General features: G+C 72.2%; 23 protein-coding genes and 1 tRNA gene. 9 read left to right on the forward strand and 15 right to left on the reverse strand.

Going from position 1 to position 24,159, the window contains the following annotated elements; translation table 11 throughout:
• Positions 1 to 89: 89 nt before the first annotated feature.
• The 7 genes from ACFYW8_RS06345 to ACFYW8_RS06375 form a co-directional block, all read right to left on the reverse strand.
• A tRNA-Lys gene (locus tag ACFYW8_RS06345) sits at positions 90 to 163 on the reverse strand.
• On the reverse strand, positions 154 to 900 hold the full coding sequence (locus ACFYW8_RS06350) for a bifunctional DNA primase/polymerase (RefSeq protein WP_389068546.1): 747 nt from the start codon (positions 898 to 900) through the stop codon (positions 154 to 156). Before ACFYW8_RS06350 ends, ACFYW8_RS06345 begins: the two co-directional genes overlap by 10 nt.
• A 345-nt stretch (positions 901 to 1,245) precedes the next feature.
• Positions 1,246 to 1,623, reverse strand: coding sequence for a hypothetical protein (locus ACFYW8_RS06355; protein WP_365870125.1), 378 nt, complete (start codon positions 1,621 to 1,623; stop codon positions 1,246 to 1,248).
• Positions 1,624 to 1,768: 145 nt separating this feature from the next.
• Positions 1,769 to 3,103: an AAA family ATPase gene (locus ACFYW8_RS06360; protein WP_365870124.1), complete on the reverse strand. Its 1,335-nt coding sequence runs from the start codon at positions 3,101 to 3,103 to the stop codon at positions 1,769 to 1,771.
• Positions 3,100 to 4,695: a hypothetical protein gene (locus ACFYW8_RS06365; RefSeq protein ID WP_389068551.1), complete on the reverse strand. Its 1,596-nt coding sequence runs from the start codon at positions 4,693 to 4,695 to the stop codon at positions 3,100 to 3,102. The genes ACFYW8_RS06360 and ACFYW8_RS06365 overlap by 4 nt, the downstream gene beginning before the upstream one ends.
• On the reverse strand, positions 4,686 to 5,927 hold the full coding sequence (locus ACFYW8_RS06370) for a hypothetical protein (protein WP_389068554.1): 1,242 nt from the start codon (positions 5,925 to 5,927) through the stop codon (positions 4,686 to 4,688). The genes ACFYW8_RS06365 and ACFYW8_RS06370 overlap by 10 nt, the downstream gene beginning before the upstream one ends.
• Positions 5,824 to 6,825: a phosphatase PAP2 family protein gene (locus ACFYW8_RS06375; RefSeq protein ID WP_389068556.1), complete on the reverse strand. Its 1,002-nt coding sequence runs from the start codon at positions 6,823 to 6,825 to the stop codon at positions 5,824 to 5,826. The genes ACFYW8_RS06370 and ACFYW8_RS06375 overlap by 104 nt, the downstream gene beginning before the upstream one ends.
• A 263-nt stretch (positions 6,826 to 7,088) precedes the next feature.
• On the opposite strand from ACFYW8_RS06375, the gene ACFYW8_RS06380 reads away from it, so the two are divergent.
• Entirely contained in the window at positions 7,089 to 7,685 is a 597-nt protein-coding gene (locus tag ACFYW8_RS06380; RefSeq protein ID WP_389068558.1) for a histidine phosphatase family protein, read from the forward strand.
• Between the two features lie 40 nt (positions 7,686 to 7,725).
• On the opposite strand, the gene ACFYW8_RS06385 is transcribed toward ACFYW8_RS06380, so the two are convergent.
• Positions 7,726 to 9,294: a hypothetical protein gene (locus tag ACFYW8_RS06385; RefSeq protein ID WP_389068561.1), complete on the reverse strand. Its 1,569-nt coding sequence runs from the start codon at positions 9,292 to 9,294 to the stop codon at positions 7,726 to 7,728.
• Between the two features lie 299 nt (positions 9,295 to 9,593).
• Here ACFYW8_RS06385 and ACFYW8_RS06390 point away from each other — a divergent pair, with 299 nt between their 5' ends.
• Positions 9,594 to 10,031: a hypothetical protein gene (locus tag ACFYW8_RS06390; RefSeq protein WP_389068562.1), complete on the forward strand. Its 438-nt coding sequence runs from the start codon at positions 9,594 to 9,596 to the stop codon at positions 10,029 to 10,031.
• A gap of 376 nt (positions 10,032 to 10,407) precedes the next feature.
• Positions 10,408 to 11,313: a fused MFS/spermidine synthase gene (locus tag ACFYW8_RS06395; protein WP_365870118.1), complete on the forward strand. Its 906-nt coding sequence runs from the start codon at positions 10,408 to 10,410 to the stop codon at positions 11,311 to 11,313.
• Between the two features lie 101 nt (positions 11,314 to 11,414).
• Here ACFYW8_RS06395 and ACFYW8_RS06400 read toward each other — a convergent pair whose 3' ends face one another.
• Positions 11,415 to 11,957: a hypothetical protein gene (locus ACFYW8_RS06400; protein ID WP_389068565.1), complete on the reverse strand. Its 543-nt coding sequence runs from the start codon at positions 11,955 to 11,957 to the stop codon at positions 11,415 to 11,417.
• Between the two features lie 156 nt (positions 11,958 to 12,113).
• On the opposite strand from ACFYW8_RS06400, the gene ACFYW8_RS06405 reads away from it, so the two are divergent.
• The 3 genes from ACFYW8_RS06405 (at position 12,114) to ACFYW8_RS06415 (ending at position 16,059) form a co-directional block, all read left to right on the forward strand.
• Positions 12,114 to 12,818, forward strand: a complete 705-nt coding sequence (locus ACFYW8_RS06405) for a response regulator transcription factor (RefSeq protein WP_365870116.1) — start codon at positions 12,114 to 12,116, stop codon at positions 12,816 to 12,818.
• Positions 12,815 to 14,191 (forward strand): sensor histidine kinase, encoded by a 1,377-nt coding sequence (locus ACFYW8_RS06410; protein ID WP_389068567.1) that lies wholly within the window; start codon positions 12,815 to 12,817, stop codon positions 14,189 to 14,191. Before ACFYW8_RS06405 ends, ACFYW8_RS06410 begins: the two co-directional genes overlap by 4 nt.
• A 383-nt stretch (positions 14,192 to 14,574) precedes the next feature.
• Positions 14,575 to 16,059 (forward strand): cellulose binding domain-containing protein, encoded by a 1,485-nt coding sequence (locus ACFYW8_RS06415; protein ID WP_389068569.1) that lies wholly within the window; start codon positions 14,575 to 14,577, stop codon positions 16,057 to 16,059.
• A 147-nt stretch (positions 16,060 to 16,206) separates the two neighbouring features.
• On the opposite strand, the gene ACFYW8_RS06420 is transcribed toward ACFYW8_RS06415, so the two are convergent.
• Positions 16,207 to 16,410 carry a DUF397 domain-containing protein gene (locus tag ACFYW8_RS06420; RefSeq protein ID WP_389068572.1) on the reverse strand — a complete coding sequence of 68 codons (204 nt, stop codon included), beginning with the start codon at positions 16,408 to 16,410 and terminating at the stop codon, positions 16,207 to 16,209.
• Between the two features lie 11 nt (positions 16,411 to 16,421).
• Positions 16,422 to 16,907: a DUF5753 domain-containing protein gene (locus ACFYW8_RS06425; RefSeq protein ID WP_389068574.1), complete on the reverse strand. Its 486-nt coding sequence runs from the start codon at positions 16,905 to 16,907 to the stop codon at positions 16,422 to 16,424.
• Between the two features lie 24 nt (positions 16,908 to 16,931).
• Between ACFYW8_RS06425 and ACFYW8_RS06430 the strand changes: the two genes are divergently transcribed.
• The 3 genes from ACFYW8_RS06430 to ACFYW8_RS06440 all read left to right on the forward strand — a co-directional run bounded on the left by ACFYW8_RS06430 (position 16,932) and on the right by ACFYW8_RS06440 (position 19,052).
• The gene (locus tag ACFYW8_RS06430; protein WP_389068577.1) at positions 16,932 to 17,225 is read left to right on the forward strand and encodes an ATP-binding protein; all 294 of its coding nucleotides are present in this window, start codon (positions 16,932 to 16,934) and stop codon (positions 17,223 to 17,225) included.
• A gap of 134 nt (positions 17,226 to 17,359) precedes the next feature.
• The gene (locus ACFYW8_RS06435) at positions 17,360 to 18,298 is read left to right on the forward strand and encodes an alpha/beta hydrolase (protein ID WP_389068580.1); all 939 of its coding nucleotides are present in this window, start codon (positions 17,360 to 17,362) and stop codon (positions 18,296 to 18,298) included.
• Positions 18,299 to 18,308: 10 nt separating this feature from the next.
• On the forward strand, positions 18,309 to 19,052 hold the full coding sequence (locus tag ACFYW8_RS06440) for a helix-turn-helix transcriptional regulator (protein ID WP_389068582.1): 744 nt from the start codon (positions 18,309 to 18,311) through the stop codon (positions 19,050 to 19,052).
• 276 nt (positions 19,053 to 19,328) lie between these two features.
• Here the strand turns inward: ACFYW8_RS06440 and ACFYW8_RS06445 are convergent, their stop codons facing one another.
• The 4 genes from ACFYW8_RS06445 to ACFYW8_RS06460 form a co-directional block, all read right to left on the reverse strand.
• Positions 19,329 to 20,759 carry a GH1 family beta-glucosidase gene (locus ACFYW8_RS06445; protein ID WP_365870109.1) on the reverse strand — a complete coding sequence of 477 codons (1,431 nt, stop codon included), beginning with the start codon at positions 20,757 to 20,759 and terminating at the stop codon, positions 19,329 to 19,331.
• Positions 20,760 to 20,858: 99 nt separating this feature from the next.
• Positions 20,859 to 21,770 (reverse strand): carbohydrate ABC transporter permease, encoded by a 912-nt coding sequence (locus ACFYW8_RS06450; RefSeq protein ID WP_389068586.1) that lies wholly within the window; start codon positions 21,768 to 21,770, stop codon positions 20,859 to 20,861.
• Positions 21,767 to 22,795 carry a sugar ABC transporter permease gene (locus tag ACFYW8_RS06455; protein WP_365870107.1) on the reverse strand — a complete coding sequence of 343 codons (1,029 nt, stop codon included), beginning with the start codon at positions 22,793 to 22,795 and terminating at the stop codon, positions 21,767 to 21,769. The genes ACFYW8_RS06450 and ACFYW8_RS06455 overlap by 4 nt, the downstream gene beginning before the upstream one ends.
• Positions 22,792 to 24,111: an ABC transporter substrate-binding protein gene (locus tag ACFYW8_RS06460; protein WP_389068589.1), complete on the reverse strand. Its 1,320-nt coding sequence runs from the start codon at positions 24,109 to 24,111 to the stop codon at positions 22,792 to 22,794. The genes ACFYW8_RS06455 and ACFYW8_RS06460 overlap by 4 nt, the downstream gene beginning before the upstream one ends.
• Positions 24,112 to 24,159: the final 48 nt, after the last annotated feature.

Consider the following 24,159-nt stretch of genomic DNA (forward strand, 5'->3'; position numbering starts at 1 on the left):
CCTCGTGGAGCCCGGGAAACTCGTGGAGCCCGGGAAACGACGAGAGCGGGATGCTCGCGCTTCCGCGAATCATCCCGCTCTCGTTGGCGTGCGCCGCCAGGGACTCGAACCCCGGACCCGCTGATTAAGAGTCAGCTGCTCTAACCAACTGAGCTAGCGGCGCCTGCTGACGTCGTAGACCTTAGCATCCTGATCGGCGCGAGGAAAAATCGATATCCGTACCGACGCCGAGGCCGCCGCACGGGCCGCCCGTACGGCCGCCCAGAGCAGGATCTCGGGGCCGGGAAGCCAGGGCTGTCGTGTGTCTGGGGCCACCAGCCAGCGGGAATCGGACCGCAGGGCCCCCGGCCCGCCACCGTCGGCGCTCAGCGCGGGCACGGTGACCGCGTCCCCCGTACCGTGGCAGAGGAGCGGCGGTACCTCCCGGCACCGCCCCACATGCCCGCCGTTCCCCCGGGCCGCACGCCCTGCCTGCCCGCCGTGCTTCGCGGTGGCCTCGGTCTCCACGCCTTCCCGCCCCGCGCGGGCGCCCGAGCCCCACTCCTCCCACTCCATCAGCGCGGGGAGCCGCTGGGCGGTGCCGGGCGCGGCGAACAGCAGCATCCGCCCGCGGAACGCCGCAACCGGGCCCGAGCCCGGCCCGTCGTCCCAGAGCCGGTCGAGCATCCGCCGCCCGAAGAGCGCCGGAGCGCTGACGACGTCGAAGGAACTGCCGCAGGGCAGGACGACCGGCGCATTCGGCCGTTCGCGCCACAGGGCGAGAGTGCTGCGCGGATACGTTCCCGCCGAGGCGAGCCAGGTGGCTCCCTCGGACGTGACACCCGATACGTCCAGCCGGTCGGGCGACGGGGCTCCGGGGCTGCGCGGTGTGCTGCTCGGCGGGTTCCGTGTGCTGCTCATGCCGCATACATCTACCGGTGGTGAGCACCCCGTCCCGGAGGGTTGCCGGAAAACGGGACAGGAGTGGGTGAGGTGGAGTATCTTGCCCGGCTGGCATATGCCAGCCGGGACGGGTTTCGAGGACGAAGTCGTCCCCGGGCAGGCCGTCGGTTGCAGATCCGCCGTTGGCCGAACGGCCCGGTCCGCAGCGGCCGAGTGCCGAGATGCCGGTCCGCCGGTCCGAGAGTCGGCGAGCCGTCACTCCGTCGGTCGGCGGCTTTCCGGTGTCGGTCGTCGGGCCACCCCGGTCCTGCCTGTGGTCCGGGGCGTGCGGTCGGGGGCGTGCCGTCCGGAGCGGGTCGGTCGTCAGAGCGGGTCGGTCACCCCGTGGCCGTGTCCGCTGCCCTCCGTGCCCCGCAGCAGGTCCTGGCCGAACTCGACCATCTTCTTCGCGTAGTCCTCGGTCCATTCCGCCCGCTCGGCGATCGAGGCGGCGGTCAGCCGGTCGAAGCGGCGTGGATCCGCGAGCTGCGCGGCGGCGATGGCCTGGAACTCGACGGCCCGGTCGGCGGCGGCGCGAAACGCCTGCGCCAGCTCCGTGGACCGGTCGAGCAGCGCGCGCGGATCGTCGATCGACTCCAGGTCGAAGAAGTGCTCCGGATCCCCGGCTGCTTCCGCGGGCTCGAAGAGCAGGGGCGCGGGGCGTAGCCGCGGTTCGTTCCGACGCGGCGTGGGCTCCGCCATGTCTTCTCCTCCTCGTACGGTTCAGGGGCCCCTGTCGGTAGAGGGCCACCGTCCATTGTCTCGCGCCCGCGCAAGTGGGCCCGGAGGGTCGAGCGCGCCCCGCCGGGCCGGGATGCCGCCGGGCCCGGTGTGCCCGGAGCGGGTCTCAGGGCCGCCACGCCACCCGATGCTCCGCCAGATGGGACAACACCGAATGATTGGCCTCCCAACCGTCCGGAAACTTCACGGTCACTCCCAGCTGTACGGGCTCGGTCGACGGGTGGTCGTCCAGCAACTCCGTGATTCCTTCCCGGCAGATCACGATGCACGCGTGCCGGTGCCGGGAAGCGAGCACGCACAACCGTCCGGTCTCCAGATGGAACGCCGTGGCGTCGGGCCGCCCCGACAACGGATGCAGGACGACGGTGACGTCGAACTCCCGTCCCTGGAGCCGGTTCGCCGTGTCGACGGTGACGTCCGTGACGCCGAGGCCGGCCAGCGCCGCCCGCACGGCCGCGGCCTGGTCCCGGTGCGCCGTGCCGACGGCGATCCGGTCGGCCGTCAGCGGCACCGGATCCTCCGCCTGCTCCGACGTGGCCGCCCCACCCCGGTCGAGCAACCGCCGTACGACCCCGGCCACCGCGCGCACCGCCTCCGGGTCCGTGCGCGGTGTGTGCCGGGCGGGCAGCTCCAGCAGACCCCAACCGGACTCGGCCGCCTCGTCGATGACCCGGTCGGTGCCCGAACCGTCCGACGGGACACCGAAGTTCAGCCGCCGGTCGCCGTGGCCGGTGCCGCTGCGGAACGGCGTGTACGGATAGAAGGCGCCCGAGACCAGTGGCGCGGCCGACGCGGGCAGCCGCCAGGACACCGGAAGCCGGTGCTGCGGCAGCTGCGGATTGTGCGCGAGCAGGGTGGTGACCGCGGACGCCGACGGGTCGTAGGACAGTCCCGCCCACTGCTCCGAGCCGACGATCGCGAACGGGTCCAACTGCCCGGGGTCGCCCACGAACAGCGCCCGCTCGAAGAGCCCGGCGACCGCGAGCAGCGCGTCCGAGCGCATCTGGTACGCCTCGTCGACGATCGCGTGCCGCCAGGGCTCGACGCCCTTGACGTGGGCCCACTTCGCGGCGGTGGAGATGACGACGTCCAGGCCGGCGAGGTCGGCCGCCTTCGCCGACTTGCGCACCTGGTCGAGACCGTCGAGCGCCTTGTCGTACGGGTCGGAGTCACTGCTGTGCAGCCGCCCGACAGGCAGCTCCGGGGCCTTCGCGGCGAGCCGCAGCACCAGGTCGTCGACCTGGGCGTTGGTCTGCGCGATGATCATCAACGGGCGTCCCGCGGCGGCCAGTTCGAGTGCGGCCCGGACGACGAGGGTCGACTTGCCGGCGCCCGGCGGCGAGTCGACCACGACACCGCGGTCGGTGCCGTGCAGGGTGTCGCGCAGGATCGCGTCGGTGGCGCGGGCGGCCTCGGCACCCGGGTCGAACACGGCGGTCAAAGGACGTCCTCCTCGGTCACCGGGTCCGGCAGCGGCAGGGCGTCGGGCTCACCCGGCGGCCCTCCGTGCGTCCACGGCGTCTCCTCCGGGTCGGGCAGTTTGGCGCCGCCGCGCTGTTCGTGCTCGAAGAGGGTGAAGCAGACGAGATCCCCCTTCTCCGGCAGGGACCCGGCCTCGGGTTCCTTGCCGCGTCCCATCTTGTCGACGATCCGCAGCACCACGGCGGCGCCCTCGTCGTCGAGTTCCACGAACTCCGCGGCCTGCGGCTTCCCGCCGAGCGAGCGGTACACCCTGGCCCGTTCCCCCAGGTGCGGGCGGTCGTCCGTGCGGACGGTCACCAGCGGGCGGGGGCTCGGCCGCCTGCCCTCGCCGTACGCCATCACGACATCGGTGACCTCGCCGGCGAACGCCTCTCCGGCGAGCCGCCGGCCGGCCATGACCAGCGGGTCGTCGAGAGCCTCCTGTGCTTCCAGGCGGGCCTGTTCACGCTCGCGGGTGGCCAGTTTGTTCGCGGCGGTGACCGCGTCGTCGCGGCGCGGCTGCGGTGGCTCGCCCGCCACGACCCGGTCGCGGTGTCCGGTGAACGACCAGCGGTCGCGGGTCCAGCGGTCGGCGGCGTGCGCCCCTTCCGGCAGCGACCGCAGCAGGTCGAGCCCGCGCCACACCCCGTCCCAGGTGGGCCGGGTGACGCGCTCGACGAGTTCGCGGATGTCCCGCTCCGCGGCGGTGAGCTCACCGAGCCGGTCGTCCGCCTCGACGCCGTCCTCGGCGGCGGCCAGCGCGGTGCGCGCCCGGTCGTAGCGCTCGATGGCGGGGGCCAGCAGCTGGTTGTCGAAGGCGGGGTCGGTGGCCGGTCCGGCGGGCGGGCAGACGAGCTGTCCCCGTGCGTCCCGCTGGAGCTCGGCCCGCACCGCGGCCTCGGCGCCCGGCTCGCCCTCCGGCGGATCGAGCCAGGCGAGCAGCGCGCCGAGATGCTGGTCCTCCAGGCTGCTCTGGCCGGTGGCCCAGTGCCGGGACAGTACGTCGGTGAGGGCGAGGAGCAGGGCGGAGCCGGGCACGCGGGCGCGCTCCCCGAAATGGGTCAGCCAGCGCCCGAACAACGGCACCCGGGGCGGCGCCGGATGCGGGGTCTCGGGATCCTGCTCGGCGGTGCGGCGAAAACGGGTGGAGCGCCCGAGGAGGCGGACGAACTCGATGCCCGCGCGCCCCGGCACGATCAGCTGCGGCGCGTCCGCGCACAGCTCGACCTCGACCTTGACGCGCTTGCCGGTCTCCGGGTCGGTCTCGCTGCGCTCGGCGGCCTCGACCACGTCCGCGTACGAGTCGATGTAGGGCAGGACGACGTCCGCCAGCTCGGCGAGGAACGCGAAGCGCAGGTCGCGGTCGCGGGGCTGCGGAACGACCAGCAGCCGGGGCGCGTCCCGGTCCGTGCCGACGAGCGCGCCCAGCGGGGCTCCCGCCTCGCCCGCGGTGGTGAGCGGCACGAACACCAGCGGCCGTTCGACGAGATGGCGGTGGAGCACGGTGGCGGCGGGCTGCGCCCGCCCGCTCTCCACGGCCTCCAGCCGCGCGAGGGTGGCGATCAGAGACATGCGCCCGCCTCCCGGCCGTCACCCGGCGTGGCCGCCGCCGGTACCCTGGCCGGCCGCGGGACGGCGGCCGTGCCGCGCAGGGCCTCCGCCCGGAGCAGTGCCGCTCTCCTGAGGGCCGCGACGGCGGGGTCCGCGGGATCGCCGGACTCGCCGTGCGCCGCCGCAAGGACGTCGGTGACCGTCGTCAGACCGCCCAGCTCGGCACGCAGCGAGCGGCCCAGTGACGTCACCGCGCCCTCGGCGCGCGAGCGGGTCCGGCAGTGGAAGGCCAGTTCGCAGGCGGACAGGCACTCGGGGGCGTAGGTCGCGGGGACCGCCTCGACGGCCGTGACCAGGTCCTCGGCGGGAAGGGCGGGGGAGAAGCAACTGCCCTCGGGGAGGGCGGCCGCGATGTCCTCGACGCGGGTGAGCCGGGCGAGCTGGCGGCGGGTGACCGCGCGCTGCTTGCGGACGTCGACGGCCGAGGCGGCCGGGAGGTTGGAGAAGTCCTTCGGGCAGACCAGCAGGACGCGGTGGCGGACCTCGGGAGCGGGGTCGAGGCGGGCGGCGACCTCCTCCAGGGCCAGGACGTACACCGCGGACTGCCGGGCGGCGGCGCCCACCTTGGCCGGGTCGGCCGAACCGTCCAGCATCGGGAACGACTTGATCTCGACGACCGTCCAGCCGCCGTCGGGGTGCACGACCACGGCGTCCGGCTCCAGGAAAGCGGCGGAGCCCGCGACGTCGAGCGCGAGCATGGGGTGGTCGAGGAGGGTCCAGACACCGGCCTCGGTGGCCTCGCGAAGGGCCAGCGCCGTACGCGCGGCGCGTCCCTCGGGGCCGATCGCGCTCAGGTCGGGCACGGCACCGGCGCCGGGCGGCTCGGCGCCGGGGTCCAGCTTCTCGTGCACCAGCCGCAGCAGCTCCGCGCCGCCGTCGGCCTTGACCCGTGCCTCGAACGCGTTGCCCCGCATGAAGGCGAACTGCGACATCCCGAACGCGGACGGCGCGCCGAGCGCGCTCGCCAGCTTCGCCTTGTCGACGCCCGCTCCGTCCAGCAGGGCGCGCCGGTCGCACCCGGGATTGGCCGCGAGTGCCGCGAGGGCACGCGCGTCGAGCGCCTTGGGCGCCACGTCCGGTCCGCGCAGCTCAGCGAGCTGCTGTCGCAGCGCTGTCCCCGGCGTCCGTGGGAGAGGAACCCTGCTCGGCTCCCGGCCCGGTCCGGGACTCGCGCTGTCGGGGAATTCGTTCACCCGGGGAAGTCTGGCACCCCGCACTGACAATCGTGGAACCCTCGCCCCGCGAGGCACCCGAGACCCACGGGACGCGGCCCTCGACGAGGGCCCGCAGCCGGTTCGCCGCCCGCGTCACGAACGGGGTCAGCAGCAGGCCGGCCCCCATCACCGCGGCGCCGGCGACGGCGTCCAGGAAGTAGTGGTTGGCCGTGCCCATCACGACGATCGTGGTGAACAGCGGATAGACGACGGCGGCGACCTTGGCGGCCGGTGTACGGCCGTGGCGCCACAGCATCACACCGCACCACAGCGCCCAGCCCACGTGCAGGCTCGGCATCGCCGCGTACTGGTTCGTCATCCCGCCCATACCGCGCGGCGCGCTCGCCTCGCCGCCCCACCAGCCGTAGGAGCTGTACTGGGCCATCGTGTCGACGAAGCCGTGACCGGGCGAGAGCAGCCGGGGCGGGCAGGTCGGCAGCAGGGTGAAGCCGATCAGGCCTATGAACGTGGAGGTCATCAGCCAGGTGCGGGCCGCGCGGTAGCGCACGGTCCGGGAGCGGAAGAGCCAGATCAGGACCGCGGGCGTCACCAGGTAGTGCAGCGACGCGTACCAGAAGTCGGCCGGCACGCCCAGCCAGGCCTCACGCGTGAACAGCCGGTTCAGCGGATGTTCGGCGTTGAGGTGGAGGAGCTTCTCGACGCGCAGGATCGACAGGCCGTGGCCGACCGCGCCGTCGGTGTCGCCCCGGGCGAGCAGCCGGCCCGCCGTGTACGACGCGTAGACGAGCAGGATCAGCGGGACCTCGGTCCACCAGCGGAGTCGTGCCCGCTCCGCCGCGGACGTGCGCGGCTCGGTCGACCGGCGCGACCGGGCGCGCGGTGCCGCTTCGGTACGCGGTGCATCGGTCTGCGGCATCCGATCGCCCTCCCCCATCTGCTCGTGCCCATCTGCTCGTGGTGACCCGACGGTCCGCTGTCCGCTGACGACGGTCCGTGGCCACCCGGGGATTTTACGGTGTACGCGAACGTCCCGAAGGGGCGCCCCGGATCTCAAAGACGCGGAGATCGCCCCCCGGGTTGCCCGCGGTAGAGGTGAGCGATGATGGAACGACCCACTCCGCACGTCATCGAGTGAGTCATCTCTCACTCGTGCCGCCCGTTCCGGAAAGGCTCTTCTCCATGGCACCGCGCATCCTGCTGGCCCGGCACGGACAGACCGAATGGTCGCTGTCCGGAAAGCACACCGGCAGGACCGACATCCCGCTCCTGGAAGAGGGGCGGCGCGGCGCCAAGCTGCTGGGCGAGCGGCTCCACCGTGCGCCCTTCGACGGGCTGCCCGGTACCGAGGTGCGCACCAGCCCGCTCGCACGCGCGAGCGAGACGTGCGAACTGGCCGGTTTCGGGGAGCGCGCGAGCACCTGGGACGCGCTCATGGAGTGGGACTACGGCGCCTACGAGGGCATGACCCCGGCACAGATCCAGGGCATCCGGCCCGGCTGGTTCATCTGGCGCGACGGCGTCCCCGAGGGGGAGACCCTGGAACGGGTCTCCGCGCGCGCGGACGAGGTCGTCTCATGGGCCCGCTCCGAGGACCGCGATGTGCTGGTCTTCGCCCACGGCCACATCCTGCGCTCCATAGGGGCACGCTGGCTGGGCCTTCCGCTGGACTTCGCGGCCCGTATCCGCCTCAACCCGACCTCTCTGTCGGTGCTCGGCTGGGCCTACGGGGAGCCCGCCGTCGAGGTGTGGAACGACTGCGGACACCTGAGCGCCTGACCGGCGTCACCTGAGCGGCCGACCGGACCCGCGGCGGCCCTCACGCCGTGCGCGGCAGGCTCGCGTGGCGGTCGAGGAACGCGGAGACGCCCGAGGCCCTGCGGTGCGGGAGCAGCACGCGGGCCGTTCCCGCCAGCATGGTCTGGATGCGGGAGGACTGCACCTCGTTCAGCAGGTCCAGGACGCGCAGACCGGCGAGGGCGGCCTCGTCGGGGCGACCGCCGCGGGCCAGGTCGTCCGCGAGTTCGGCGGTGTAGAGCGCGATGTTGCGGGTGAAGTGCGGGTCCTGGAGGTGGGCGGCGCGGCGTGCGTGGCGGGCCGCCCGGGGCCAGTCGCCGAGCGTCGACCAGCACTGCGCTTCGAGGCCCTCCAGTTCGGCCTCCCCGTAGAACGTCATCCACTCGGGATCCGTCTCCGAGGGGCCCCGCTCGTAGAGGGCCTGCGCGCGCGCCATCGCCTGCTCGCATCCCTTGCGGTCGGCGAGCCCGGCCCAGCCCCCCGCCTCGCGCAGCGCGAGCAGGGAGAGCAGGCGGGGGGAGCCCAGGGGGCGTGCGGCGCGCTGTGCCGCCTGGGCCGCGCGCACGGCCTCGCGAGGCCGCCCCGCGTCGCGAGCGAGGAACGCCGTGTTGCAGAAGGCGTGGGCCTCAAGACCCGGGTCGCCGGCCATCCGGGCGGTCGCGAGTGCCTCCGCGTAGTGCGAGCGCGCGTCGTCGAAGCGCCCGGAGTCGTGGGCCAGCCAGCCCACCGAGATGGCGAGCTCGCCCGCCCCGGAGTACAGCCGTTCGGCGGTGGCCTGCCGGGTGGTGCCCGCGTCCAGCAGCGCGTACGCCGTGCGCAGGGGTGCCGCGGCGCGCCGGTAGAGGCCGTCGGCCCCGTGCCGGTCGTCGAGCAGCCGGATTCTGCGGACGGCCTCTTCGAGGGCGCCCGCCTCGGACGTACCCGCCCGGTGGACGGGCCGTTCGGCCGCCGCGGCGCTGCCGCCGAAGGCGCCCGCGAAGGGTCCCAGTGAGGCCGCCGCCATGGTGGCGGTGCCTCCCGTCATGAATGCGCGACGCTGCACGTCGCTCTCCTCGTGGTTCTGATCGCGTTTCTCGTACGGGTCGTACGGGTCGCACGAGTGGTGCGGGTCGTACGGATCACGGGGTCCGTACGGATCATGGGGGTCGTGCGGGCCGTGCGGGTGGTGCGCTGTGTGCGGGGCCCAGGGGTGGTGCGGCCCCGGCGTCTCATACGTCTCGGGTGCCCCGTCCGTCTCATGTGGGGCGCGCGAAAGGGGTGTGGAGCGCGCGAGGGGTGCTTCGTCCATGTCCCGCGCCCCGCGTCCGCGTACCCATGAGCGGGGAGTGAAACCGAGGTCGGTCAGCGTGTGGCCGGGGAACATGTGCAGGAACACCCGCTCGTACGCGTAGTTGGGACAGCGGATCTCGCCCGCCTCGACGCGCCCGATGTAGCGCGCGTCGCAGCTGACCCGCTCTCCGATCTCGCGCGCGGCCCTCCGCACCGCCGCGGCGAACTCGCCCGGGGAGCGCCGGCCGCGCAAGCGCCGGAAGGCGAGATTCGGCCGTGGTGGCCGGGGGGACGGGGACGAGGTCACCGTTGACGACGCCATGGCCGGGCCCTCTCTTGCGAACCGTCGAACCATGCCGGAATCCGGGCCGAGTTGACCGGGTTGTGCCCAGTAGGTGCCCTGCTTCCGGCGGGGCAAGAACGTACCTGGTGTGACAACGCCGCCACGCTGGGTTTGGCTACAAACCGGATATCTCACCCACGATCCGCCATGAACTGCCATCCTTTGTGGCGGAGTTTCGCCGTAGCCGTTGACGTCCTGGCGCGTTGAACCGGGTGGACCGGGAGCCGCCCGAACTCCCGACCCACTCGTCATGAGGAGGGGTTCCGTTGGAGGCCGGGATGCAGATCACACAGAGCGCCGAGTTCCGTACGCCGCCGTCGACCACGCAGCACGGGCCGTCCCAGGAGTGCGGTGCTCCGCCTCGGCAGGCCACCGAGTGCGACCTGGTGACGGTTCCGGCACGCCAGGGGCTGGAGGCGGTCGACATCCTGCGCCGGGGCGCGGCGGAATCCGTAGGGCCCGTCCTGCACGACGGGGGCTGCGACACCCTCGGCTTCCTGGTGCCGCCCGGCACCGCCGACGCCTGGGACGTGCCCGGCAGCACCTGTACACAGACCAACGGCCGCGGCCTGCGGCCGGTGCCCGAGCCCCCGGTCGAGGGCTCGGACTGGCTGCTCCCGCCCGGCGAGGCGGATCTCGCGACCGACCCGGCGGTGCTGCGGGCCGCGCTGGGCGAGGCGGCACGGCTGATCGAGGCGGCGGACGGCTGCCGGTGAGCAGCCCCACGGTGTGTCCGGAGGGTCAGGCGCAGGCCGAGCGGGCGGCCCGTGCGCTCACCTGGGCACGACGGAAACGCAGGGCGTGGACCACGACCTGGCAGGGGGCGTGGCCGGTCCGTACCGGACTGATCAGCACCATGCGCCCGACGCTTTACGTCACGTCATCTCCCGGGCCGCCTCGCCCGAGGGCCCGCCGGGTGGATGATCATGTGTGAAGCGTGGCGATCGTGACCAGCCTCCGGGCCGGGCGATGGCCCGGAACGATCACGTGGTGTGTGCCGTGCGACAACTCCGAGGCCGTCAGAGGCCTGTGGCGGATACCCCGGTGACCCGTCACTGAGCCGACTCGCCCCCGCGCCCTGATAATGGCGGGATGGCGAGGGCGAGGAATCAGCGGGCGGACGAGGGCCGCGACACCGGGCGGGGCGGGCGGCGCGGGCAGGCGGCGGCCGAGGCGGTCGTGGAGGCCGTCGACGGCGGGCTCGCCGAGCTGCTGCCCGACCGTGACCGGGCGCGCGCCTGGACCCTGCTCATCGACGGGGCCCCGCAGTCCCACGTCGACCTCGACGACCCCGCCTATCTGAGCTTCGAGTACCAGCGCCGCCTCGGCCATGTCATCGACCTCGTCGCCGCGCCCGGCAAGCCCGTGCAGGTCGTGCACCTCGGCGGCGGCGCCCTCAGCCTGGCCCGCTACACGGCCGCGACCCGCCCCCGGTCCACCCAGCAGGTCGTCGAACGCGACGCGGCCCTCGTCCAACTGGTGCGCCGCGAACTCCCGTTGGATCCCAACGCCCGGATCAGGGTGCGTTCCACCGACGCCCGGGAAGGTCTCGCCAAGGTGCCCGACGGCTGGGCGGACCTGGTCATCGCGGACGTGTTCAGCGGCGCGCGCACCCCGGCACACCTGACGTCCGTCGAGTTCGTCACGGAGGTCCGCCGGACGGTGAAGGACTCCGGGGTCTACGCCGCGAACCTCGCCGACGGGCCCCCGCTCGCCCACCTCCGCGGTCAGATCGCCACCGTGGCCTCCGTCTTCCCGGAACTCGCCCTGGTCGCCGACCCGACGGTGCTGCGCGGCAAACGCTTCGGGAACGCCGTCCTCGTGGCCTCGGGACGGCCGCTGCCGATCACCGAACTGACCCGCCGCGCCGCCTCCGACCCGCATCCCGCCCGGGTCGAACACGGCAAGGAACTCATGGACTTCACGGGCGGCGCGTCCCCGGTCACGGACGCGGTGGCGGTCGCGTCACCCGCGCCGCCGCCGTCCGTGTTCCGCTGACCCGGCCTCGGCACACCCCGGTCCGCGGCTCCGGCGCGCACGCCCCGTCCGCTCGTCCGCTCCCGGCCGCGTGCGTACGCCCGCTCGCCGCGTCCGCCGGTTCAGTACGTCCCGATGTCCACGTGCGGCGGCCCGTCGTGCCAGTCGCAGAACACCGACACCCGGTCGGCGCCCGAGGTGAACTCCACGCGGATATAGGTGTCCAACTTCCACACCTGCATGGACCAGCCGGTGTTCGGCGTCGCGGACACCAGCGTCCCGTACGTGGCGGCGATGTCGAAGACCACCCGGCCGCCGGCGGAGTCGTAGCTCTTGACCTGCCCGGAGGAGGTCGGGGAGCCCGTCGAGGAAGGGGCGGCGGGCGTGGGACCGCCGCTCGCCGGTGCCGACTTCGAGGGGGCCGCGCTCGGCCTCGGGCTCGCGGACGGCCTGTCCGGCGCACCCCTGGACGGCTCGGCCCGTCGCGTCGAGGACGCCAGAGGTCGTGTCTCCCGCGTCGTCGCACCGGCCGCCGTGATGGGCAGGGCCCGCGGCGGGTCGTACGCCGTCCCCGTCATGACGGTGTGGACACCCCACCACGACAGCGTGACCGCCGCGCCCGTGGCGAGCGACCACGCGAGTACGTGTACGAGTCCTCTGCGCATCGCGGCCATACTGCACCACGAGCACCACGGGTGTCTCATGGCCCCGCCAAGATCCGGAATGTCCCCGCGGGGCGGGCCGGGATTGTCCACAGGTGCCCAACCGGGGTTGTCCACAGGCGCCGTACGGCCGCGCCCGGATGGCGTACGGTGCCGCCCATGGCAAGTGTGCTCGTTGTCGAGGACGATCAGTTCGTACGCTCGGCCCTCATCCGGCATCTGACCGAGGCCGCGCACATCGTGCGCAGCGTCGGCACCGCCCTGGAGGCGCTGCGCGAGGTCGCCCATTTCTCCTTCGACGTCGTCATCCTCGATCTCGGACTGCCCGATCTGGACGGGTCCGAGGCGCTGAAGATGCTGCGCGGAATCACCGACGTCCCGGTGATCATCGCCACCGCGCGGGACGACGAGACGGAGATCGTCCGGCTGCTGAACGCCGGTGCGGACGACTATCTGACAAAGCCGTTCTCGGTCGAGCACCTGTCCGCGCGGATGGCGGCGGTGCTGCGCCGTTCGCGCACCACCGTGGGCGACGCGCCCGTGTCGACGGTCATCCGCGTCGGCGGGCTCGCCATCGACCCGCTGCGCCGCCAGGCGGAACTCGACGGCGTACGACTCGACCTCACCCGGCGCGAGTTCGACCTGCTCGCCTTCCTGGCCGGGCGCCCCGGCGTCGTCGTGCCGCGCAGGGAACTGCTCGCCGAGGTGTGGCAGCAGGCCTACGGCGACGACCAGACCATAGACGTCCATCTGTCGTGGCTGCGGCGGAAGCTGGGCGAGACGGCTGCGCGTCCGCGCTATCTGCACACCCTGCGGGGCGTCGGCGTGAAGCTGGAGCCGCCGAGAGCGGAGCGGCCGCTGTGAGGTGGGCACTGGTCAAGGTGTGCGTGGCGGTGACGACGATGGTCGTGGTCGCCTTCGCGGTCCCGCTCGGCCTGGTGATCAAGGAGATGGCGCGGGACCGGGCGTTCTCGAACGCCGAGCGGCAGGCCGCGGCCATCGCGCCCGCGCTCTCCATCACCACCGAACGGGACGAGCTGGAGCGGGTCGTCGCCTCGGCCGGCTCGGACGCGGGCATAGGCGTGCACATCCCCGCGGCCGACGGCAAGCCGGCGGTCGAGATAGGCAAGCAGCGCGCCGTCGGCAAGGACATCGCCATGACCCGGCGGCTGGGCCGGGCCTCCACCACGGAAGTGCCCGGCGGCTCCGCGCTGCTCCAGCCCATCGCGCTCAGCTCCGGCGAGATCGCGGTCATCGAGGTGTACGTCCCCGAGGCCGAGGTCAGCAACGGCGTCGGTACGGCCTGGGCGGTCCTCGCCGCGGTCGGCGTCGCCCTCGTCATCGGCTCCGTCGCGGTCGCCGACCGGCTGGGCGTGCGGATGGTGCAGCCCGCGCAGCACCTCGCCGAGAGCGCGCACGAACTGGGCGAGGGGAAACTGGGCTCCCGCGTGCCCGAGGAGGGGCCGACCGAACTGCGGCTGGCCGCCATCGCCTTCAACTCCATGGCCGACCAGGTCGTCCAACTGCTCGCCAACGAAAGGGAGCTCGCCGCCGACCTCTCGCACCGGCTGCGTACACCCCTGACGGTGCTCCGCCTCAACACCGCCTCGCTCGGCGACGGGCCGGCCGCCGAGCAGACCCGGGCCGCCGTCGCGCAGCTGGAGCGCGAGGTCGACACGATCATCCGGACGGCCCGGGAGGCCAAGCCGCAGACCGCGGCGATCGGCGCCGGCGCCGGGTGTGACGCGTCCGAGGTCGTCAGGGAGCGCATGGACTTCTGGTCGGCGCTCGCCGAGGACGAGGGCCGCAAGGTGCGGGTGGCCGGCGTGGACCGGCCGGTCCGCATACCCGTGGCCCGCGCCGACCTCGCCGCCGCGCTCGACGCACTCCTCGGCAACGTCTTCCGCCACACACCCGAGGGCACGGCCTTCGCGGTCGACGTGCACAACGCCGAGGACGCCGTGATCGTGCTGGTGTCGGACGCAGGCGCGGGAATAGCGGATCCGGTGGCGGCGATGGCGCGCGGCCGGGGTTCGGGCAACGACGGCTCGACGGGCCTCGGCCTCGACATCGTGCGACGGCTCGCGGAGTCGACGGGCGGGGACGTACGGATCGGTTCCTCCGTGCTGGGCGGAACCGAGGTGCGTATCTGGATCCAGCTGGACGGGAGAGCTCCGGTCCGGAGCGGGCACCGGGGCAGGGTGCGGCGCCGCAGACGTGGCGCGGGCGTGCGCTGACACGCCATGGGCGACCTGATGTTCTGAGTGGGCCTGCGGAACCCGCTGAGCCGGACTCGCCCGTTGCGCTGAGCCGAGTCGCGCGTTGCGCTGCGCGGGTCCTCACCCTGCGTCGAGAGGTCGGGTGGCACGCGCCGGGCCGCCCCGCGCCCTGTGCTTCCCAGGCCCGCCGCCTGCGCCGAGCAGGCTGGTGGCACGCGCCGAACCGCCCGCATTGGTCTCGACCTTTAACGGCTCCCGATGCCTTCCTTAAGCGCACCCTAAGATCCTCTAGCGCTGTCCGGATCAAGCGGTTTGACCGATTCCGGATCGCTAGCGTGATGCCCGCACCCCCTGGGACGTCCCCAGCGAACCCCGTGAATCCGCGAAGGCAGGCACACGCGATGAGCAGTACGCACCGGCGCAAAGTCAGTGGCAGGAACAAGGCGATAGGCGGCATTGTCGCGGCGGCCGTGGCCGGTGGTGGCGCCCTCCTGTTCACCGGTGTCGCGAACGCGTCGAGCGTCGGCGCCGCGTACACAAGGACCAGCGAGTGGTCCACGGGGTACACCGCGCAGTACGTCGTCTCCAACGACACGGGCCAGGCGAAGCCGGACTGGACGCTGGAGTTCGACCTGCCCGCGGGCTCCAAGCTCAGCTCGCTGTGGGACGCGACGTCGACGGTGAGCGGACAGCACGTCACCGTGAAGCCGCCGTCCTGGGACAAGGACGGTCTGGCGGCCGGCGAGTCCGTCACCGTCGGCTTCGTCGTGAACGGCACCGCGAACCCGACCGGCTGTGTCATCGACGGCACCAAGTGCTCGGTGGACGGCGCGACGCCCGAGCCGAGCGGCCGCCCGACGCAGACCGCGACCCCGACGGCCACCCCCACCCCGACCGCGAGCGCGACGCAGAGCGCGACCCCGAAGCCGACGGCGACCGCCACCGCCACGGCGACCCCGTCCCCCACGCAGACCTCGGGCGGCGGCACCACGACGTCCGCGGGCTTCGCGCCCTACGTCGACACCTCCCTCTTCCCCGCCTTCGACCTGGTCAAGGCGGCCGACGCCACCGGCGTGAAGAACTACAACCTCGCGTTCATCACGGACGGCGGCGGCTGCACGCCCAAGTGGGGCGGCGTGAGCGACCTCGCCAGTGACGCGGTGGCGGCGCAGATCGGCGCGCTGCGCGCCAAGGGCGGCGACGTCCGGGTCTCCTTCGGCGGCGCCTCCGGCTCGGAGCTCGCGACGACCTGCTCCTCGGCCGACGCGCTGGCGGCGGCGTACGGCAAGGCCGTGGACGCCTACAAGCTCACCAAGGTCGACTTCGACGTCGAGGGCGGCGCGCTGCCCAACGCCACCGCGAACACCAACCGCGCGAAGGCCATCGCGAAGCTCCAGCAGCAGCACCCGGGTCTTGACGTCTCCCTCACCCTGCCGGTCATGCCGCAGGGCCTCACCCAGGACGGCGTGAACCTGGTCTCCGACGCAAAGTCGAACGGCGTGAAGATCAGCACCGTGAACATCATGGCGATGGACTACGGCCCCGCGTTCAGCGGTGACATGGGCGACCTCGCCCAGCAGGCCGCCACGGCCACGCAGGCGCAGATCAAGAGCGTCCTCGGCCTCTCCGACAGCGCCGCGTGGAAGACCGTCGCCATCACCCCGATGATCGGCGTCAACGACGTCGCCTCGGAGATCTTCAAGGTCGACGACGCCTCGCAGCTGGTGACCTTCGCGCAGTCCAAGGGCATCGGCTGGCTCTCGATGTGGTCCGCCGCCCGTGACAAGCAGTGCGCCGGCGGTGCCAAGAACACCGCCGACGCGGTGTGCAGCTCCGTCCTCCAGAGCGACGGCGCCTTCTCGAAGGCGTTCGCCGCACTGAAGTAACCCAACCAGCCACTGTGAAACGGGGGTTGCACGCCCCGGCCGGACTTCTCCACCCCCCACCCGGCCGGGGCGTCGTAGCCGGACCACGCAAAGGGCCTTGGCCGTATCCGGTGATCTTCCGGACACGGCCAAGGCCCTTTGTCCGTCTCACCGGCTCCGATCCGGCCCCCAGGAGTCGCTCTTGAGCACGAGGAGCAGGTTCGCCAGCGCGCGGGGCGTCGAGGTGGCGATGTCGCCGGGCAGATCGCTCTCCCGGAGGCGGATGTGACCGGTCGCGGTCGCCGTCAGCTCTACGCACTCGCCCTCGCCGCCACCGCTGAACGACGACTTCTGCCAGGAGAGTCGGGGCATCTCGGTTCCTCTCAGAGGGCGTACATGACGTGTTGCACCAGGCTCAGCGAGTCGCGCGAAGCGTGGCTCTCCGGCGCCGACTCCGGGTCGACCGGAGCCAGGGCCAAATCGGTGAGCCGCTCGAACATTTTGGCGTACTCGGCGAGGTGTTCTCCATCGCTGAGGAAGAGTGACGTCATCGGGTGCTCCAGGTAGACCGTGTCCAACTCCGGTGCTACTCCGCCGAAAATGGCGAAGCTGCGGCTGTACGCGGAGTACCCGCCGCCCGCGAACGGAAAGATCTGCACGGTCACGTTGGGCAGTCGGGAAACCTCGATCAGACGGAGGAGCTGGCGGCGCATGACTTGTGGGCCGCCGACCTGGGCGTGCAACGCGGCCTCGTGGATGACCGCCCGGTACGTCACCGCCGCGTCGCCGTGCAGGGCACGCTGCCGCGCGAGGCGGAACTCGACGTAACGGCCCGCCCGCTGAGGGTCCCCCTCCTCGTCGCGTCCCACCGGCCCGAACTCACCGACATCGCGGTGCTGCTGACCTCCGAGGCGGTCACCAACGCGGTCAACGCCTGTACCGGCCGCGGCTGTTCGGCCCCGGTCACGCTGCGCGCCGGCTGGGCCGGCCCCTGTCGCCTGCGTGTCCTCGTCCACGACGAGGCTCCGGGTCTTCCCGGCCGCCGTACCCCCGGCCCCGATGAAGAGGGAGGCCGGGGGATCCAGCTCATCTCCGAGGGGGCCGACGCCTGGGGCGTGTGCGGGAACGGACCGGGGCGGGGCAAGGCGACCTGGTTCGAGCTGGGGCGGTCGGGTCTCCGCGGGTGACCGGCCGGGTGCGATGCGCGCCCATGCGGACAGCAGGGCCGGGTGGGATGACAGGCGATGCGGCAGATCTGTGACGCGGCTCACGGGGAAAAGGTGACAGGACGTTGTCGCGGACGGCTGCGACTGTCGACAGCATGACGATCACAGACGAGGACTGCCTCGCCGAGACCCTGAAGTTCAACGAGAGCTTCGCCGCCGCCGCGGCGAGCCGCCCGGCGCGCGAAGGGGTGCCGGACGCGACCCTGCTGGCCGCCCTGCGGCGCAACCGGCTCGCCGGCGACACGCCACCGCTGCGACTGCCGCAGGGCCAGGACCGCGTCATCGCGGGCGGGGTGAAAGTCCGCGTGTTCGTACCCGACCACGTCGACGGCGTGTACCTGCACATACACGGAGGCGGCTGGGCGTTCGGCTCAGCGGACGGGCAGGACGAGAGGCTGTGGCGGCTCGCCGAGCAGGCACGGCTGGCCGTGGTGAGCGTGGAGTACCGCCTCGCGCCGGAACACCCGTTCCCGGCCGGGCCCGACGACTGCGAAGCGGTCGCCCGGTGGCTGGTGGACCACGCCGCGGCCGAGTTCGGCACTCGACGGCTACTGATCGGCGGTGAGTCGGCCGGTGCCCACCTGAGTGTCGTGACACTGCTGCGCCTTCGCGACCGGCACGGCATCACCGGTGCGTTCCGGGCCGCCCACCTGCTCTTCGGCCCCTACGACCTGTCGATGACACCGAGCCAGCGACTGTTCGGAGCGAAGCGGCTGCTGAGCAACACCGAAACGCTGCGGGGCAGTTATGAGCTGTTCACACCGGAGATGGGGACGGAACAGCGCCGCGATCCCGAGGTCTCACCGCTGTTCGCCGACCTGGCGGGCCTGCCGCCCGCCCGAATCGTCGTCGGCACCGAGGATCCGCTCCTGGACGACTCGCTGTTCCTGGCCCAACGCTGGCAGGCGGCGGGTGCGCCTGTCCGACTCGGTGTCGTCGCCGGCGCGATGCACGGCTTCACCCTGTTCCCCCTGACCGTCACCGAGCGGGAACTGCGGCGCGAGCGGGACTTCCTGTCCACCGCGGGAAGGTAGCGTCGGCCGCGTGAACCGTACTACCCGGCTCTACGCGCTGGTGGAAGAGCTGCGCGCGGCGGCACCGCGGCCGCTGACGGTCGCCGCGCTCGCCGCGCGGTTCGAGGTGAACACCCGCACGGTGCAGCGTGACCTCCAGGCGCTGATGGAGGCCGGTGTCCCGGTGCGCGCCACACCCGGGCGAGGCGGTGGCTGGTCGATCGACCCGGAGATGACCCTGCCCCCGATCCGTTTCACCGCCGCCGAAGCCTCGGCACTGGCCGTCGCGCTCGCCGCGGCGGACGCCTGCGCCCCGTACGCCGGTGCGGCCCGCACGGCGGCCCAGAAGATCGCGGCTTCGATGACCGGGCCCGCCTCGGTGGCGGCACAGGAACTCGCCGCGCGGATCGTCACGCTGCCCTCCCCGACCGACTCCACGGTCCGCGCCGCGGTGGAGCAGGCTCTCACCACGAACTCGGTCCTGCGGCTGTCCTACATCGACGCGGCGGGACGCGAGAGCGACCGCGTGGTGGAGCCGGCCGGACTGCTGACCACCGACGGCAGGTGGTACCTCGTCGCCTGGTGCCGCACACGGCAGGCCGGCCGGGGCTTCCGGCTCGACCGCATCACAGCGGCGGCTCCGGCCGACGAGCGGGCGCGCCCCCATGATCTGGCCCGGCTGCTGCTCGGCTCGGCCGCGGCCGGCGCGGTGCGGCCCACCGCTCTGGCCTCACTCACGCAACCTCCCAGGAAACGGCAGGCACCGCCTCGTTGAACCTTCCTGCCGCCGCCCCGGAGGTGTCGTTCGGATCGCCCGGGGGCGGGCCGTTGGAGGGACCGCGCGTGGGCGAGGTCCGTGCGGTGGGGGAACGCGGTCGAACGCGGTGGGGGAACGCGGTCGAACGGGGTGGGGGAACGCGGTCGAACGCGGTGGGGGAACGCGGTCGAACGGGGCGGGGCGCGGCACCCCCCTCGGGTGTCGCGCCCCGTCCCCCGTGTCCCCCGTGTCCCCCGTGTCCCCCGTGTCCCCCGTGTCCCCCGGGCCGGTGGCCTACTCGGCGGGCGTCACCGGCGCCAGTGTTCCCGTGCGGGCCGCCTGGCCGTACCAGTGGGCGCTCGACTTCGGGGTGCGGATCTGGGTCGCGTAGTCGACGTGCACCGCGCCGAAGCGCTTGCCGTAGCCGTAGGACCACTCGAAGTTGTCCAGGAGGGACCAGAGGTAGTAGCCGCGGACGTCCGCGCCGTCGGCGATCGCGCGGTGCACGGCGGACAGGTGGCCGTTGAGGTAGGCGATGCGCTCGGGGTCGTGGACGCGGCCGTCCGGGTCCGGCTTGTCGTCGTAGGCCGCGCCGTTCTCCGTGATGTACAGGGGCAGGCCCGGCGCCTCACGGGTGTACCGCATGATCAGGTCGTGCAGGCCCGACGGGTCGATCGTCCAGCCCATCTCCGTGCGCTCGCCCGGGGTCTGGTGGAACGCGACGTCGTCCGCGCCCGGCCAGGGGGAGTGCGAGCTGGCGCCGTGGCCGTCCGCGCGCGGACCGTCCGTGGGCGCGGCGGCCGCCGAGACCAGCGCCGGCGTGTAGTAGTTGAGGCCGAGCGCGTCCAACGGCTGGTGGATCGCGGTGAGATCGCCGTCCTGGACGAACGACCAGTCGGTGATCGACCGTGTCGCCGTGAACAGGGTCTGGGGGTAGGCGCCGTGCAGCATCGGGCCGTGGAAGACGCCGTTGGCCAGGTCGTCGATGCGCTGGACCGCGTCCAGGTCCGCCGGGTCCTGCGAAACCGGCCTGACCACGGAGGAGTTGAGGCTGACCGCGACCGAGTTGCGGGCCGGCATGACGGAACGGAGCGCCGAAGTGCCGAGCCCGTGCGCGAGGTTCAGATGGTGGGCCGCGCGCAGCGCCGCCGCCGGGTCGGTCCGGCCGGGGGCGTGCACTCCCGAGCCGTACCCCAGGAAGGCGCTGCACCAGGGCTCGTTCAGCGTGATCCACTGCTCGACACGGTCGCCCAGCGCCTCGCCCACGATCTGCGCGTACTCGGCGAAACGCAGCGCCGTCTCGCGCTCGGGCCAGCCGCCCGCGTCCTCCAGCTCCTGCGGCAGGTCCCAGTGGTAGAGGGTGATGGCCGGCTTGATGCCGTGCGCCAGCAGCTCGTCCACCAAGCGCCGGTAGAAGTCCAGGCCGCGCTGGACCGCGGGGCCCCGGCCGGTCGGCTGCACCCGCGACCAGGAGACCGAGAAGCGGTACGCGCCCAGTCCGAGGTCCGCCATCAGGGCCACGTCGTCGCGGTAGCGGTGGTAGTGGTCGACAGCGATGTCACCGTGCTCGCCGCCGGCCGTTTTGCCAGGTGTATGGCTGAAGGTGTCCCAGATCGAGGGCGTGCGGCCGTCCTCCCGTACCGCCCCCTCGATCTGGTACGCGGAGGTCGCCGCGCCCCAGAGGAAGGCTGGAGGGAAGGTCACGGACGTAATGGGCTCAGGCATGGAAGCGCTCCCAAGGGGGGTCGTCAAGACCGACGGGTTGGAGGAGGGGAGGGACAAAGGGGGGCCGAGGCGGCGCCGGCCCGGCCCCCTGGAGGGCGGTCAGCCCTTGATCGCGCCCTGCATGATCCCGCCCACGATCTGCTTGCCGAACAGGAGGAAGGCGATGAGCAGCGGCAGCGTGCCGAGCAGCGCTCCCGCCATGATCACGGCCTGGTCGGGGATGTAACCGGTACCCAGCGCCATGAGGGCGACCTGCACCGTCGGCTCCTGCTGGTTCAGGGCGATGATCGGCCACAGGAAGTCGTTCCAGGCCATGACGAACGTCAGCAGTCCGAGCACCGCCATCGCCGGGCGCGCCGCCGGGAATACGACGTGCCACACCACGCGCAGACTGCTGGCGCCGTCCACCCGTGCCGCCTCGATCAGTTCGGTGGGCAGCGCCTGGATCAGGTACTGGCGCATGAAGAACGTGCCGAAGGCGCTCACCAGGGTGGGCAGGATGACCGTCTGCAGCTGGTTGGACCAGCCGAGGTCGCTCATCCACAGGTACAGCGGTACGACGGCGAGCTGCGGCGGGATCATCATCGTGCCGATGGTCAGCAGCAGGAGAAGGCCGGAGAATTTGAACCGCAGCTTGGCGAAGGCGAACCCGGCGAGCGTGGAGAACACGACCGTGCCGACGGTGATGGTTCCGGCGACGATCGTGGAGTTGACCATCGCGGTGCCGAGCCCCGCCTGTTCCCACGCGGCCTGGAGGTTCTTGAACAGGTTCCCGCCGAACCACAGCGGCGGTGGGGTCTGCGCCAGCCGCTGGTTGTTGCGCGAGGCCGCGACGGCCGTCCAGACCAGCGGAGCGAGCGAGACCAGCGCGAAGACGATCAGGACGGCATAGGTGACCGGGCCCGCGTGCAGTTGCTTGCCCGCGCCGAGCGCCCGGCGGCGCGCGGGCCTCCGGCCGGCCCGGGTTCCCTTCGCCTCCGCCTGCTGGAGAGTCAGTTCAGTGGTGGTCATTGGGATTTCCTCAGCCGTCGGGTGACCAGCAGGTTGATCGCGGCGATGATCAGCAGGATCAGGAACATCGTCCACGCGATCGCCGACGCCTTGCCGAGGTTGCCGATGCCCCAGCCCTGGTCGTACATGTACAGGCCGAGCGTCTGGTACTGGTGCGCGGAGCCGCCCTTCGAGCCGCTGACCCCGCCGAACAGGAGCGGCTCACCGAACAGCTGTGTCGCGCCGATCGTGGACACGACCACCGTGAACAGGATCGTCGGCCGCAGCATGGGGATCGTCACGTGGCGGAACTGCTGCCAGCGGCCCGCGCCGTCGAGAGCCGCCGACTCGTACAGGTCGGTGGGGATCGCCTGCATCGCCGCGAGGTAGATCAGCGCGTTGTAGCCGGTCCACCGCCAGATCACGATCGAGGAGACGGCGAACTGCGAACCCCAGTCCGACTCGCGCCAGTTGATCGGGTGGACCCCGACGAAGTGCAGCAGCCAGTTGACCATGCCGCCGTCCCACGAGTAGAGCAGCGTGAAGACGAGCGTCGCCGCCGCCACCGAGGTGGCGTACGGGGTGAGCATCACGACCCGCCACACGGTCGAGCCGCGCAGCCGGTAGTTGAGCAGGTGGGCGATCCCCAGCGCCATGAGCAGCTGCGGCACCGTGGAGAGCACGCCGATGGTGAAGGTGTTCTCCAGAGCGTTCCAGAAGAACTCCGAGGACAGCAGGTTCTTGTAGTTGTCCAGGCCGGCCCAGGTCTGGTGGTCCAGGCCGGACAACTGCACGCTGTGCAGCGAGTACCAGGCCGTGTAGAGCAGCGGTACGAGTCCGAAGGCACCGAAGATGATGAAGAAGGGGGCGATGAACGCGTACGGCGACGCCTTCATGTCCCAGCGGTACAGCCGGCTGCGCCAGGAATCCGGGCCGGGCGCCGGCGTACCGCGACCCTGAGCGCCCCGGGCCGCGCCCGGCTGTGAGCCGGGCGCGGCGTCGGCGCTCGTCGCGGTCTGCGCGAGAGCCTGCTTGGAGCTGGTCACTGGCCGAGCACGTCCTTGATCTCAGCCTTTGCCGCGTTCCAGCCCTGGTCGGGCGTCTTGCCCTTCTGCTCGACCTGGAGGATGCCCACGTCGGTGATCGCGGTGCCGATCGGCTGGTCCTTGATGCCGAAGATCTGGACCGGGATGGTCTTCGCCGAGTCGGCGAAGATCTGCGTGATCGGGGCGTCGGAGAAGTACGCCGTGGTGTCGGCGGCCGGCTTCAGGCTCGCGTACGCCGACGGGGTCGACGGGAAGCTGGCCTGCTTGGCGAAGACCTTCGCCTGCTGCTCGGGAGCGGTCAGCCACTTGGCCAGCGCGACGGCCTCCTTCTGGTGCTTGCCCGCCACCGGCACACCGATGAACGAGCCGCCCCAGTTGGCGGCGGTCGGCGCGGCCGCCACGTCCCACTTGCCCTTGCCCGAGTCACCGGACTTCTGCTCGATGTAGCCGATCATCCAGGCGGGGCAGGCCACCGTCGCGAACGAGGCCTTGGCGAAGCCCTGGTCCCACGTCGGGTCGAACTGCTTGAGCTTCGCCGACATGTTGCTGGTCGCCACCGCCATCGCGGCGTTCCAGGACTTCTTCACCCCCGAGGACTTGTCCCAGATGACGTTGCCGTCCTTGTCGTAGTACCGCTCGCTCTCGCCACCGAGCGCCGCGTTGTAGACCGAGGAGGCGGAGTCCACGAACTTGGTGCCGCTCGGCGCCTTCTTCATGTAGTCCTTGCCGACGGCGACGTACTTGGACCAGTCGCCCTTCCACTGCGCGGCGAGCTTGGTGCGGTCCGTCTCCAGACCGGCCTTCGCGAACAGGTCCTTGCGGTAGCAGATCGCCATCGGACCGATGTCGGTGCCGAGCCCGATCGTCTTGCCGTCCTTGGTGGTGGCCTGGGCGGTCTTCCAGCCCAGCCACTGCGACTTGTCGACGTCCTTGCCGAGGTCGACGAACTTGTCGGCCTGCGTCTGGACGGCCTCGGTGATGTTGCCGATCTCGATCGCCTGGATGTCGTCGGTGCCGGAACCGGCCTGCAGACGGGTGAGCGTCTTGGGCCAGTAGACGTCGGTGCGGGTGGTGACGTTCTCCTTGATCGAGATGTCCGGGTGCAGCTTCATGTACTCGTCGTAGAGGCCGGCCTCCTTGTAGCCGAACACGCCGAACGTTCCGATGGTCAGCGTGGTCTTGCCCTTGCCACCGCCGTCCGAGTTCGACGAATCGTCGTTCGAGTCCTTCGAGCAGCCGGCCAGCAGCCCTGCGGTCATCGCTGCGACGGCCGCGATGGCCGCCAGCCTGCGGGACCGGCGGGTACTCGTGCGCATTGCGTCCTCCTGTTGCCTGACGTGCCGACCCCCCGGCCAACTGCATTG

It is taken from the genome of Streptomyces sp. NPDC002742 (genome assembly GCF_042888885.1).
Classification (GTDB): domain Bacteria; phylum Actinomycetota; class Actinomycetes; order Streptomycetales; family Streptomycetaceae; genus Streptomyces.

Excerpts from the sequence above, each read along its gene's own strand:
- ACFYW8_RS06350 (WP_389068546.1), bottom strand. The coding sequence starts at position 900 with ATGAGCAGCACACGGAACCCGCCGAGCAGCACACCGCGCAGCCCCGGA.
- ACFYW8_RS06355 (WP_365870125.1), bottom strand. The coding sequence starts at position 1,623 with ATGGCGGAGCCCACGCCGCGTCGGAACGAACCGCGGCTACGCCCCGCG.
- ACFYW8_RS06365 (WP_389068551.1), bottom strand. The coding sequence starts at position 4,695 with ATGTCTCTGATCGCCACCCTCGCGCGGCTGGAGGCCGTGGAGAGCGGG.
- ACFYW8_RS06375 (WP_389068556.1), bottom strand. The coding sequence starts at position 6,825 with ATGCCGCAGACCGATGCACCGCGTACCGAAGCGGCACCGCGCGCCCGG.
- ACFYW8_RS06380 (WP_389068558.1), top strand. The coding sequence starts at position 7,089 with ATGGCACCGCGCATCCTGCTGGCCCGGCACGGACAGACCGAATGGTCG.
- ACFYW8_RS06385 (WP_389068561.1), bottom strand. The coding sequence starts at position 9,294 with ATGGCGTCGTCAACGGTGACCTCGTCCCCGTCCCCCCGGCCACCACGG.
- ACFYW8_RS06390 (WP_389068562.1), top strand. The coding sequence starts at position 9,594 with ATGCAGATCACACAGAGCGCCGAGTTCCGTACGCCGCCGTCGACCACG.
- ACFYW8_RS06395 (WP_365870118.1), top strand. The coding sequence starts at position 10,408 with ATGGCGAGGGCGAGGAATCAGCGGGCGGACGAGGGCCGCGACACCGGG.
- ACFYW8_RS06400 (WP_389068565.1), bottom strand. The coding sequence starts at position 11,957 with ATGCGCAGAGGACTCGTACACGTACTCGCGTGGTCGCTCGCCACGGGC.
- ACFYW8_RS06405 (WP_365870116.1), top strand. The coding sequence starts at position 12,114 with ATGGCAAGTGTGCTCGTTGTCGAGGACGATCAGTTCGTACGCTCGGCC.
- ACFYW8_RS06415 (WP_389068569.1), top strand. The coding sequence starts at position 14,575 with ATGAGCAGTACGCACCGGCGCAAAGTCAGTGGCAGGAACAAGGCGATA.
- ACFYW8_RS06420 (WP_389068572.1), bottom strand. The coding sequence starts at position 16,410 with ATGCCCCGACTCTCCTGGCAGAAGTCGTCGTTCAGCGGTGGCGGCGAG.
- ACFYW8_RS06435 (WP_389068580.1), top strand. The coding sequence starts at position 17,360 with ATGACGATCACAGACGAGGACTGCCTCGCCGAGACCCTGAAGTTCAAC.
- ACFYW8_RS06445 (WP_365870109.1), bottom strand. The coding sequence starts at position 20,759 with ATGCCTGAGCCCATTACGTCCGTGACCTTCCCTCCAGCCTTCCTCTGG.
- ACFYW8_RS06450 (WP_389068586.1), bottom strand. The coding sequence starts at position 21,770 with ATGACCACCACTGAACTGACTCTCCAGCAGGCGGAGGCGAAGGGAACC.
- ACFYW8_RS06460 (WP_389068589.1), bottom strand. The coding sequence starts at position 24,111 with ATGCGCACGAGTACCCGCCGGTCCCGCAGGCTGGCGGCCATCGCGGCC.